The 11,488-nt window shown below is 67.8% G+C and carries 9 protein-coding genes and 1 pseudogene; 4 read left to right on the top strand and 6 right to left on the bottom strand.

The annotated features are described in order from the left end of the window. Together CF8_RS20275 and CF8_RS22195 are read right to left on the bottom strand one after the other, a co-directional pair. The coding region (locus tag CF8_RS20275; protein ID WP_051204294.1) for a low temperature requirement protein A at window positions 1–1,218 on the bottom strand (1,218 nt) is incomplete at its 3' end. Between the two features lie 220 nt (window positions 1,219–1,438). Beyond that, window positions 1,439–1,615, bottom strand: coding sequence for a hypothetical protein (locus CF8_RS22195; protein ID WP_156887289.1), 177 nt, complete (start codon window positions 1,613–1,615; stop codon window positions 1,439–1,441). Window positions 1,616–1,659: 44 nt separating this feature from the next. Between CF8_RS22195 and uvrA the strand changes: the two genes are divergently transcribed. After that, on the top strand, window positions 1,660–4,110 hold the full coding sequence (uvrA, locus tag CF8_RS20270; RefSeq protein ID WP_010834954.1) for an excinuclease ABC subunit UvrA: 2,451 nt from the start codon (window positions 1,660–1,662) through the stop codon (window positions 4,108–4,110). A gap of 18 nt (window positions 4,111–4,128) precedes the next feature. On the opposite strand, the gene CF8_RS22190 is transcribed toward uvrA, so the two are convergent. Then, on the bottom strand, window positions 4,129–4,371 hold the full coding sequence (locus CF8_RS22190) for a hypothetical protein (protein WP_010834953.1): 243 nt from the start codon (window positions 4,369–4,371) through the stop codon (window positions 4,129–4,131). Between the two features lie 511 nt (window positions 4,372–4,882). Between CF8_RS22190 and CF8_RS21740 the strand changes: the two genes are divergently transcribed. Then, window positions 4,883–5,179: a GlcG/HbpS family heme-binding protein gene (locus CF8_RS21740; protein ID WP_084622974.1), complete on the top strand. Its 297-nt coding sequence runs from the start codon at window positions 4,883–4,885 to the stop codon at window positions 5,177–5,179. Here the strand turns inward: CF8_RS21740 and CF8_RS20265 are convergent. Continuing rightward, a pseudogene (locus CF8_RS20265) lies at window positions 5,110–6,431 on the bottom strand (ISL3-like element ISPfr2 family transposase). The gene CF8_RS21740 and the pseudogene CF8_RS20265 overlap by 70 nt on opposite strands. Before the next feature lie 992 nt (window positions 6,432–7,423). Then, window positions 7,424–7,735 (bottom strand): putative quinol monooxygenase, encoded by a 312-nt coding sequence (locus tag CF8_RS20260; protein ID WP_006247389.1) that lies wholly within the window; start codon window positions 7,733–7,735, stop codon window positions 7,424–7,426. Between the two features lie 65 nt (window positions 7,736–7,800). Here CF8_RS20260 and CF8_RS20255 point away from each other — a divergent pair, with 65 nt between their 5' ends. Next, on the top strand, window positions 7,801–8,784 hold the full coding sequence (locus CF8_RS20255) for a GlxA family transcriptional regulator (protein ID WP_442937091.1): 984 nt from the start codon (window positions 7,801–7,803) through the stop codon (window positions 8,782–8,784). Between the two features lie 217 nt (window positions 8,785–9,001). After that, complete coding sequence (locus CF8_RS20250) at window positions 9,002–9,850, top strand: SDR family oxidoreductase (RefSeq protein WP_036491657.1); 849 nt, start codon at window positions 9,002–9,004, stop codon at window positions 9,848–9,850. Between the two features lie 363 nt (window positions 9,851–10,213). Here CF8_RS20250 and CF8_RS20245 read toward each other — a convergent pair whose 3' ends face one another. Continuing rightward, window positions 10,214–11,389 carry a serine hydrolase domain-containing protein gene (locus CF8_RS20245; protein ID WP_010834949.1) on the bottom strand — a complete coding sequence of 392 codons (1,176 nt, stop codon included), beginning with the start codon at window positions 11,387–11,389 and terminating at the stop codon, window positions 10,214–10,216. Window positions 11,390–11,488: the final 99 nt, after the last annotated feature.

Here is an 11,488-nt window from a genome sequence, read left to right as displayed (position 1 = left end):
GCTGCTACACCGTCCCGGATAGCGATCCGCTACTGGGACGGTTTCGCGACTCAGCAGCGGCGTGTATTCACTTCGCTTGGGGTTCGGCTGCGCCCGTGGGGTCGTGTCGGGTCTCCCATACGATGTGCGTCGCACCGATGCCCACCAATACGGCGAGGGTGAGCAGAGCCGGTGCGAACAGCGCGGGAATGACGAGGGCGCCGAGGCTGCGGCGGCGGCGAGTCGATCGGTGGCTAGCCGGTGGTGGTCGCGCCAGCGGTAGGCGACGTCGCCGGCGTAGGCCAGGGCCACTCCACCGGTCAGGGCGACGGCGGGCAGCAGGTGGAGCGGGTCGACAACGTTGTCGATTGCCACGTGAACACCGAGTGCGAAGAAGACGATGCCGGCCACGATGAGCAGGTGCAGGTAGCTGTAGGCGTCGCGGGCCAGCCGGGTCCGCTCTTCGGCGGGGGTGGACAGCAGTCGTGCCTGGGCAGCGTCGGCGAGGCCGAAATAGGACCACCAGAGCTGACCGGCGATGAGCACCGCCAGGACCACCGCTGCAAGTACACCCGGTTGGCTCAGGTCTCCCTCGGCACCGGTCCCGACCAAGGCGATGCTCTCGCCAAGGGCGATGATGATGATCAACCCATGCCGGTCGACGAAGTAGCGGGGCAGCACGCGAAGTCCCCCGACTCCGACAACGAGCGGGCCGCCGAGGTCGATCAGCGCGGCGAGGATCCACACCAACTCCCGGTACGGCGCGTCGAGGAACGCGGCGATCAGGACGAGGCAGGGTCCGGCCAACAGACTGGGCACCAGATGCATGGCCGCTGACCGCTGCTCGCGGCTCTGCCCTGTCTCGAGAACCAGGAGCACCAGATGCACGAGCCGCACACACAAGTAGGCCACTGCGAAAACCAGAGCCCGATCGGCGAACGCGTCGGGTAACGCGATAGCGGCGACCAGCATCGCTGCCATCGCGGCAATAGTCAGAATCCGTGCCGCCACTCCGGCATCGGCGGTGGTGTTGGTCAACCAGGCAAAGCAGACCCAGGCCCACCACACCGCGGTCAACGCCAACGCGCCTCGACCGAGTCCCAGCCACGAGCCCTCGGTGAGCATCAAGTGGGTCACCTGGGACATCGCGAACACGAAGACCAGGTCGAAGAACAGCTCGAGGGTGTCTGTGGTCCGGTCGTCGGTCTCGGTGTGTGGCTCAGAGGCATTGACATCCATTGATGCCCTCCCGACGGATTGGACGGCGCAGCGGCGTCGTTGCCCGCAGACGATCACCATGCTGCTCCAACCGCAAGGCAAGCGCGCCGGGAGCCAGCGCATCTCGGCCAGTGACCCACGCAGTCTTGCCCACCGATCCTTTCTCGACTCGGTCAAGAGATGCGGCGTAGCGCGTCGCCGTGCGCGTACATTCCCTCGGCGCCCTCGATGGCGAACGTTGTCAGTCGAGCAGCGGACCCGCCAAGCGCCAGTCGTCCTGCGGCCCGAGGTACTCGACCCGTTGCACGTCCTCGTCGTGGTCGCCGTCCCTCGCCCAGGCGAGCGCGGCGGCGTGGTCCTCGAAGTCGCCCTCCTCGACGACGTCACCCATGGCGTCCAGGAACCGGTAGAAGGTCATGTCCCGGGATTTTCCTCCCCGCGCGCCGCGGGTCAAGATGGATCGTGACCTACGACCCGAGCGACACCTTCGTGCACGTGCGTGGCGCCAGCGAGCACAACCTGCGCGACGTCGACGTCGACATCCCGCGCGACGCCATGGTCGCCTTCACCGGGGTCTCCGGATCCGGCAAGTCGTCGCTTGCTTTCGGCACGCTGTACGCCGAGGCGCAGCGCCGCTACTTCGAGTCGGTTGCGCCGTACGCCCGTCGGCTGCTGCAGCAGGTCGGTGCGCCGCATGTGCAGGAGATCACCGGACTCCCGCCGGCCGTGGCCCTCCAGCAGCGGCGTGGTGCGCCCAGCTCGCGGTCGACGGTCGGCACGATCACGACGCTGTCGAACCTGCTCCGGATGCTCTACTCACGAGCGGGGACCTACCCGTCGGGTGCCGCGCACCTGGCCGCCGAAGCCTTCTCGCCGAACACCGCCGCCGGTGCCTGCCTGCGCTGCCACGGGCTGGGCGTCGTGCACGACGTGGCCGAGGAGCTCCTCGTCCCGGACCCGTCGCTGAGCATCCGCGACGGCGCGATCGCGGCCTGGCCCGGTGCCTGGCAGGGTGCCAACCTCCGCAGCATCGTGAGTGGTCTCGACATCGACATCGAGAAGCCCTGGAGCAGGCTGAGGAAGCAGGACCGGGACTGGCTGCTCTTCACCGACGAGCAGCCATCGGTGCTGATCAAACCGCAACGGGACCGCATCGACCACGGCTACTACGGGAAGTTCTGGAGCGCCCGCAAGCACGTCATGCACGTGCTCTCCGACTCCACGAGCGAGCGGATGCGCGAACGGGCGCTGCGGTTCGTGCGCAGCGTGGCCTGTCCTGAGTGTCACGGCAGCGGGCTGCGGCCGGAGGCGCTCGCGGTCACCGTTGCCGGGTGCTCCATCGCCGAGGTCAACGCGATGTCGTTCGCCGACGTGGTCGCTGTCCTGCGGCCCGTCGCCGAGCTGCCCGAGGAGACCAACGAGGTGGCGGTACGGATCTGCGCCGACCTGGTCGCGCGCGTCGAGGTGCTGCTCGACCTCGGCCTGGGCTACCTCAGCCTCGGGCGCTCCTCCACGACCCTCTCGCCCGGCGAGGCCCAGCGCCTGCGCATCGCGACCCAGCTGCGGTCCGGCCTGTTCGGGGTCATCTACGTGCTGGACGAGCCCTCGGCCGGCCTGCACCCGGCCGATGCCGAGCCCCTGCTCGACGTGCTGGCCCGGCTCAAGGCGTCGGGCAACTCACTCTTCGTGGTCGAGCACGACATGGACGTCGTACGCCGCGCGGACTGGGTCATCGACATCGGGCCGGGCGCCGGGGAGGGCGGTGGTCGGGTGCTCTACAGCGGCCCGGTGGCCGGCCTGGAGGACGTCGAGGAGTCCGCCACGAGCAAGTACCTGTTCGGGCGCGCCGAGCCCCTCGACCACACCCCGCGGTCCCCGCACGGCCACCTGCACCTGCGCGGCGTCTCCCGCCACAACCTCACCGACGTCTCGGTCGACATCCCGCTCCGCGTGCTGACGGCGGTCACCGGCGTCTCCGGGTCGGGGAAGTCGACGCTGGTCACGCAGGTGCTCGCCGAGCTCGTGCGCTGCCATCTGGGCCTGGCGCCCGAGGACCCTGACCAGGCCGACCTCGAGGTCGACGTGGAGGACGCGTCGGGACTCGAGTCGTTCGACCGTCTCGTCCTGGTCGACCAGCGCCCCATCGGGCGTACGCCGCGGTCCAACCTGGCGACGTACACGGGGATGTTCGACGCGGTGCGCAAGCTGTATGCAGCGACGGACGAGGCGAAGGCCCGCGGCTATGGCGCCGGCCGGTTCTCGTTCAACGTCACCGAGGGCCGGTGCGAGACCTGTCAGGGCGAGGGCTTCGTTGCTGTCGAGCTGTTGTTCCTGCCAGGCACCTACGCGGCGTGCCCGACCTGTCATGGCTCCCGCTACAACGCCGAGACGCTGGAGGTGACCTACGAGGGCAAGACCATCGCCGACGTGCTGGCGATGACGGTCGACGACGCGGCGAGGTTCCTTGCGGACATCCCCGCGGCCTCCCGGAGCCTCGAGACGCTGCGCGAGGTGGGGCTGGGGTACTTGCGGCTGGGCCAACCCGCGACGGAGCTCAGCGGCGGTGAGGCGCAGCGCATCAAGCTGGCCACCGAGCTGCAGCGCGCTCGCCGCGGCCACGCGCTGTACCTGCTCGACGAACCGACGGCGGGCCTCCACCCTGCCGACATCGCCCTGCTGCTGCGACAGCTGCACCTGCTCGTCGAGGCCGGCAACACCGTCGTCCTCGTCGAGCACGACCTCGACACGATCGCCACCGCAGACTGGGTCATCGACCTCGGTCCGGGCGGTGGCGACGCGGGTGGAAGGGTGGTCGCTACCGGCACCCCGACCGACGTCGCCTCGGCCGAGGGCAGTGCCACGGCGCCGTACCTTGCGCGCCGGCTGACTCATCGACCACGAGCAGACTCATGAGCCAGATCCCGAGCATCATCAGCGACTAATTACGCAGCGTCCGACGCCGGCGACGTCGCCTGCCTCATCGCCTGCTGCTCGATCCGCGCCGCAGTCATCGACGAGGGACGCGAGCGAGGGACGCGACGAGATCCACGACTGGCGGGAGGGTACGCCGTGGCGTGGTGCGCGACGTGTGTTCGCCGCGGCCCGGACCGCCTCGCCGACGCCGGCCGCGTCGGTGTTGACCGACAGCAACGCGGGGCCCTTGGAGACCTCCATCCCCGGCGTCTTCGCAGTCGGGGATGTCCGCGCCGGATCGGTCAACGCGTCGCCTCCCATCGGGGAGGGCTCATGATCGGGTCTCGGTCGAACATGCGTCACCAGCGATCTCGCCACATCAAGGAATGCCTCGGCGAACCTGCTCGCACGTCTTCTCGAGGCCTTGTCGAGCTCGTCGGGGTGCACTCGGCGACATGTCCGACAGGCCCTCCGAGACGTAGGGGCCGAGCACTTCGTCGCGCTGAGCGACGCCTCGGCACATGGCGCACAGGTGTGTGCCGGGCGCGAGTTCGAATGCCTGGAAGTTCAACGGACCTCGCCAACTGTGCAGGCGGCCAGTGTTACAACCGCCGGTACCCCGTTGAACAGCGGGGGCCCATGCGGGCGGGAGTTGTGCTCTGCACCCAAGTCGCGCCCTGTGACTTCGACCTGCTGTGCCCGTGACTTCCCGGCGACCCGTTGCGATGGTCAGAAGCCGGAACCACCATCACGACGCAACGGAGAAGCGCACATGCCCATCACACTCACATCCGTATCGCTCGAGGACGCGCAGCGCGTGATGGCCGCCGGTCAGGACAAGGCGGCCGACATCGAGTCGCCGAGCAACATCGCCGTGGTCGACGCGGCCGGCAACCTCGTCTCCCACATTCGCATGGACAACGCGTGGCTGGGCAGCGTCGACATCTCGATCAACAAGGCCTTCACGGCGCGAGCATTCGACATCGCCACCAAAGAGGCTCATCCCAATCGGGGGTGTAGAAGTTGGGGTCTGAAGCCGCCGGTCTCGAGCAGGCTTCGGGCGATGTAGTTGGTCAGGTTGCGGAACCCGAGTGCGGAGCCGCGCAGGTGTTCGAGCCGTCCGTTGAGCGCCTCGGTCGGCCCGTTGCTGGTGCCGGGTCGTTCGAAGTAGGCGAGCACGTCAGCGGCTCGCTTCTTCAGGGTCCGGCCCAGGGTGGTGAGCTCGGTGAGCACCTTGGGGACGCCGGCGCTGAGGTCGGTGATCAGCTTCTCCATGAGCTCGCGGCCACGTTGCCGGTCCTCGTGGCGATAGGCGGCGATCATGCGCTGGTAGACACCCCAGGTCGCCTCGACCTCGACGTGAGCGTCATCAACGAACAGCGCGCGTAGCCTGTCGCTCTGCTTGTCGGTGAGCAGGTCCGCGCCGGTGTGCAGCGTGCGCCGCGACTTGTAGAGCGGGTCGTCCCTGAACCCACGGTGCCCGTGGATCGCGAGTTGGACCCGGCGCCGGCACCTGTCGAGGGCGTCACCGGCCAAGCGCACGACGTGGAAGGGATCCATCACCGTGACCGCGTCCGGGATCTCCTCTGCAGCGGCGGTCTTGAACCCGGTGAAGCCGTCCATCGCGACCACCTCGACCGCGTCACGGAAGGCGTCGTCGCGGTCGGCGAACCAGGTCTTGAACGCCGCCTTCGACCGGCCCTCGACCATGTCCAGCAGCCTTGCTGGGCCGGCGCCATCGCGGGGGTGAGGTCGATGATCACGGTGACGTACTTGTCGCCACGCCTGGTGTGGCGCCAGACGTGCTCATCGACGCCAATGACCTTCACGCCCTCGAACCGCGTGGGGTCGTTGATCAGCAGCCGCTTGCCTTCGGCCAGGACCGCGTTGTTGGCGGTGTCCCACGCGACCCCGAGTCCCTCGGCGACACGGGCGACGGTGAGGTGTGCGACCACGATCCCTTCCAGCGCCCACCGCAGCCCGGTGCGCGAGAGCTTCGCGCGTGGCTCCGCCGCGGCGCTGGTGTCTTGGCGCCACACGTGTCCGCAGTCGGCACAGCGGTAGCGGCGCACTACAACTTCCAGCACGGTCGGTCGCCAGCCCAGCGGCTCGTGGGCCAACCGCCGGATCACGGTGTCACGAGCAGCGCCTTCGCTGCCGCACCGTCGGCACCACTGATCTGGTTCCACCACGCGGCACGCGAGGACCGCACGATCCGGTTCAAGTCGTTGCCCGGTCACGCTCAGACCGAGGCCGTCGAGTCGAGCGAAGGCGGTCAGGTCAGGGCGGCCGAGGCCGGCCGGCGGGGTAGCGTCGGTCACGTCGAGGTCTTTCGGATGGATGGCGTAGGAACCTCCGTCGTCGGGAGACCTCGACGTCTATCTGCGGACCGACGCGCCCGGCCGACCTACACCGTCATCTGGGAAGACCCCTGAAACGTCTTCGACGACGACGGGACCGACTAGGAGGAGGGCGCGGTGAGCTAAAAGAATGGAGCTTGCTCGGCTTCGCCGCCGCCGCAAGCTCCGGTGAAACGGTCGGTACTGGTCGGTCGTCGTCGGTCACCACCGGATGGCGGCGCCCCCCACTCTCGGCGTTTGCGCAGGTCAGCGGCTCGTTCGCCCAGTGGGCGCATCAAGCGATAGACGCAAAGCCGACGTGATTAGGTCGTCGGTTCGATTCCGACAGGCGGCTCTGGCGAACAGCCCCTGACCTGCGGAAACGCAGGGCAGGGGCGGTTCGGTTCTGGTGGTCGCGCGATGCGCTGGCCTCACGGCTCTGCCCGACACCGACGTCGCTCTCCTCTGCGACGGACCCCTCGCCGGCTGAGCGCTCGCGGCCGGCATCCTGTCCGTGTGCCGATAGGCCTCGCTCCGCTCGGCAAGGCGGCGTGGCGTTGTGTCGCGACCTGGACGTGCGAGGTGTCAACGGTGCGTCGGCGCAGCGATCGTTGTGTGCGCAGCGAGATGTTCCATGCCGCACGGGCGACGCGCACGAACGCAACGCCCCGGAACGCCAACGACCCGTCATCGCTGCGACGCGCAACGCGTCTCCCGTCCCGGCAACGGATCGCAACCAAGACCCGCCCACGGCGCCTAGCGGGACGGAGGGCAAGTTGACACAGTTGCGCTGCCATGGAACCGCGCTGGCTCTCTCGATGACCACCGGTGAACCAGTGCCGCTCCAGGCTTGCGCCTGGTGTTGCCTGGCCCCCCTCGTGATCGGCCCGTCGGGGATCGTCAACGTGGTGCGGGTGTCGAGGCGGTCGGGTCCGACGGCTCGGCGGGGCGCGATCGTCTCGTGCGTTGGCGGACTACGGGAGCTTGGACGCGAGGACGTCGGCCGCCAGGATCTCGGGTGCTGCGCCGAGGAGGTGCTGGTTGGCCATCAGGGCTGCGACGATGGCGCCGTTGGCGTGGGCGTCGCGAGCGGCCTCGTCGGGGAATGCATCGAAGATCCAAAAGGTGTCGGCGTGGGTTCTAGCCGCGAACCAGACAATCGTTCCCACTTCTTCGTTGGCGAGTGCGACAGCGCCGGCGAGCAGATCGGCGAGCGCGTCGTGCTGTCCATCGGCCGCGACGATCTTGGCGACGAAGGCATACGGAAGTGATGCGGGTGTGGACATGAGGGGTTCTCCTTGAAGTCGGGGTTCTTCGTGGGGCGAGTTCAGCGTATGACGAGCGAGGGCCGATGGGGAGTGGCGTATACGACAGTATTGCTATTGTTCGCGCCATGCGTATCGGACTGATCGCGATCGACGGCTGCTTCGGTTCGGCTGTCGCGTCGGTCATCGACATCGTGCGGGTGGCCGACGGAGCCCGCGGCGATATCGACCCGCGGATCGACCCGATCGAACTCGCCATCCTCGGACCGAAACGGCGAGTGACCACGACGGCATCGATGACCCTGTCGGTTGACCACCCGCTGTCGGAGTCCGGAGAGTTCGACGTGGTCGTCGTCCCTGCGCTTGGAACCCTCACGGCCGCCGCTACCAACGACGCCCTCCAGAGCCGAGATGCTCGTTCGGTCATCGCCTCGCTCGGGCGCCTCGACGACGCGACCACCCGGATCGCCGCGGCGTGCACCGGCGTGTTCGCCGTCGCCGAGACCGGACGGATGCATCATCGGCGGGCGACGACCAGCTGGTTCCTGGGGCCGGAGTTCCTGAAGCGCTATCCGACCGTCGCCCTCGATCTCGACACCATGGTCGTCGTGGACGGGAACCTCGTCACCGCCGGCGCCGCGTTCGCCCACATCGACCTCGCGCTCTCACTCGTGCGATCGATCAGCCCCGACCTGGCCCAACATGTCGCCAAGCTCCTCATCATCGACGAGCGTCCGTCGCAGGCGGCCTTCGTCGCCTACGAACATCTCCGGCACGAGGACCCGATCGTCGTCGAGTTCGAACGCTTCGTGCGCGCCCGCCTGGACGAACCGTTCAACGTCGCCTTCGTCGCGCAGTCGCTCGGCACCAGCCGGCGCACCCTCGAACGACGAGTCCGTGCGGCGCTCAACCTCACTCCGCTCGGCTTCGTCCAACGGCTTCGCATCGAACGAGCTCGGCACCTCTCAGCAACCACGGACCTCACCTCCGCCGAGATCGCGCTACGGGTCGGCTACGCGAACGCCGAGACTCTGCGCTCCCTCCTGCGCAGGGAGCGACGCCGTTCCTGACCTATCGCCATGCCTGTAGCCGGTGTCCTAGCGCCCGGTTGGAACCACCTCTCAAGGCCGCACGCGACGTCGGCATCGATGAGTCGCGCATGCAGTTGCTGACTGGTCAGTGACGGGCGCGCCTTTTCGGTCCGCCGGAATAGACGTTGATGGTTGACGGTTCAAGTACATACGAAGCCTAAAGACCATGCTCACCGAACCCGTGGAAGGAACTCTCATGACCATTGCCGTGACCGGCGCTACCGGCGCCCTCGGACGCCTCGTCGTCGACTCTCTGCTCACCACGCAAGCACCCAGTGACGTCGTCGCTGTCGTCCGCGACGCCGACAAGGCCGCCGATCTCGCTGCCAAGGGTGTCGAGGTCCGGGTGGCCGACTACGCCGACACCGACGCGCTCGGCAAGGCCCTCGTCGGCGTCGACAAGGTGCTGCTGATCTCGTCCAACGAGGTCGGCCAACGGTTCGCCCAGCACCGCAACGTCATCGACGCCGCCACCTCCGCCGGGGTTCCCTACCTTGCCTACACCAGCCTGACCAAGGCCACCGAGAGCAGCAATCCGCTCGCCCCGGAGCACCAGCAGACCGAGGAGTACCTCGCAGCCAGTGGCCTCGCCCACACCGTGCTCCGCAACAACTGGTACCACGAGAACTACCAGGCCCAGCTGCCGGCGATCGCCGAGTCCGGCGCACTCGCTGCTGCTGTCGGCGACGGTAAGGTCGCCGCCGCCTCTCGCAAGGACTTCGCCGATGGCACCGCCAAGGTGCTCACCACCGACGGCCACGAGGGCAAGGTCTACGAGTTCACCGGCGACACTGCGTTGTCCTACGCCGACATCGCCGACGCGTTCGGGCAGGTCACTGGCAGCGAGGTCGTCTCCCAGCCGGTTGCGGCGGCCGACGTGGTTGCCGCGATGGTGCAAGCCGGCCTCGACGAGGAGACCGCGGGCTTCGTCGCGGCGATCGACACCAGTATCGCCGAAGGCACGCTCGACCTGGTCGACCCGATTCTGGGCCAGCTCATCGGCCGGCCCACCACAACGCTGGTCGACGTCCTCAGGGCGGCCTGAGGCGCGACCCCGGGCGAGTTCTGGGTCACGTCGCCACGCCATGGAGCGACAGCGCAAGGCAGGATGGAGCGGATCCGGGAGGGCACTGCGGGGCGACACTTCAATCCAGCGCGGCCGACTCACACCCGCTCATCGACACTTCGGATCAGCCACTTCCCGGATCCGCGGCACCGACGCTACGCCGACCAACAGCCACCCGGAAGAGCCTCGCCCCAAGCGCTCCTTGACACAGAGGGGAGCCAGATCCGGATGTTCGACCGCGCATTACGTTCATGCACGGAACGACACCGCGGGCCCGGAGCGACGACGCTCAGTCGGACGCGCTTGGCTCACGACCCCGGCGGTGGCGTCCCCGTCCGGTGATCAGAGTGCCGCGTACAACGCCTTTTCGAAGTCGCCGTACAACTTCCACGCCTCATGCTCGGTGATGAAGGGCAGCGAGTTGGTGTAGATCGAGGCGCAGATCCCGGTGGTCCGGTCGACGAAGAAGTGCGTGTTGAACAATCCGGCCCATGCACCGGTTCCCGCCTTGCGGCCACCAGGTGAGTCGGTGCTGTTGAGCATAAGTCCGTAGCCCCACTTCCAGCCGGGACCGGCGCGCAGGGTGTCCGTAATGGGAGGGTCGGCCGTCGTGATCTCGGCGGGAAAGTCGATGTCGCCGATCTGGTTCGAGAACGCCGCGTCCACGGTGGACTCTTGAAGGATGCGTGTGCCGTCCAGTTCGCCGCCGCGCAGCAGTGCGCGTTCAAAGCGGATGTAGTCCCGCGGGGTGGAGTAAAGGCCGTGCCCACCGGCCCACCAGTCGGGTTCGGGATTGAGGATGCTGCCAGCCGATCCCCACGAGCCGTCCTCACCCTTGACGTGGACCATGACGGCGTTGTCCCGCTGTGCGTCGCTGGGGTGGAAGGTGGTGTTGCTCATGCCCAACGGTCCGGCGATGCCTTCCTCGATTACGGCATCGAGTTTCTTGCCAGCCACGGCCTCGACCACACGGCCGAGCCAATCAGTGTTGATGCCGTAAACGAACGCTTCGCCCGGGTGCGCAGTCATCGGCGCCTTGAACGCGTCCATCGAGCCGGGGACCACGTTGGGGATGCCGGTGGCTGACTCGTACTTCACCAACTGGTCGTTCCAGAACCAGTAGCCCAAGCCGCTGGTGTGGGTCACCAATTGGTGCACGGTGGCCTTCGTGCGGGGCTCGACCAGAATGGGCTCGTCGCCGTCAAAACCCTCCAGGACCTTCACGTCGGCGAACTCCGGAAGGTATTCCTCGATGGGCGCGCCGAAGTCCAGTTCGCCGCGTTCCTTTGCTTGCAGCGCGGCCGCCGTGCACACCATCTTCGTCATCGACATGATGCGGAAGTGCGTGGACGTGCCGACCGGGTCGTCGGACTCACCTGTGATCCGCACCCCGGCACCGCCTTCGTAGAACACGCCGTCGGCGTCTGCGGCGATGGCCGCGACGTGCGGCACTGCGCCGCTGTCGACACCCTGCTGGAGCACGGCGTCGATCGCAGTGCCTTCGATTGACCTGGTCATGGTGCGCCTCCTGATGATGTGCCGGGGCTCCGGCTGTTGCCGACCACCGTGCTCCCCGCGTGAGGATTGCGGGAACCGACGCCGCGACGCAGTTCGACA

This window comes from Nocardioides sp. CF8 (genome assembly GCF_000389985.1).
Lineage (GTDB): Bacteria > Actinomycetota > Actinomycetes > Propionibacteriales > Nocardioidaceae > Nocardioides > Nocardioides allogilvus.
This window is presented reverse-complemented; position numbering and strand designations above follow the sequence as displayed.

Excerpts from the sequence above, each read along its gene's own strand:
- CF8_RS20245 (WP_010834949.1), bottom strand. The coding sequence starts at position 11,389 with ATGACCAGGTCAATCGAAGGCACTGCGATCGACGCCGTGCTCCAGCAG.
- CF8_RS20250 (WP_036491657.1), top strand. The coding sequence starts at position 9,002 with ATGACCATTGCCGTGACCGGCGCTACCGGCGCCCTCGGACGCCTCGTC.
- CF8_RS21740 (WP_084622974.1), top strand. The coding sequence starts at position 4,883 with ATGCCCATCACACTCACATCCGTATCGCTCGAGGACGCGCAGCGCGTG.
- CF8_RS20260 (WP_006247389.1), bottom strand. The coding sequence starts at position 7,735 with ATGTCCACACCCGCATCACTTCCGTATGCCTTCGTCGCCAAGATCGTC.
- CF8_RS20255 (WP_442937091.1), top strand. The coding sequence starts at position 7,801 with ATGGGGAGTGGCGTATACGACAGTATTGCTATTGTTCGCGCCATGCGT.
- CF8_RS22195 (WP_156887289.1), bottom strand. The coding sequence starts at position 1,615 with ATGACCTTCTACCGGTTCCTGGACGCCATGGGTGACGTCGTCGAGGAG.
- CF8_RS22190 (WP_010834953.1), bottom strand. The coding sequence starts at position 4,371 with ATGGAGGTCTCCAAGGGCCCCGCGTTGCTGTCGGTCAACACCGACGCG.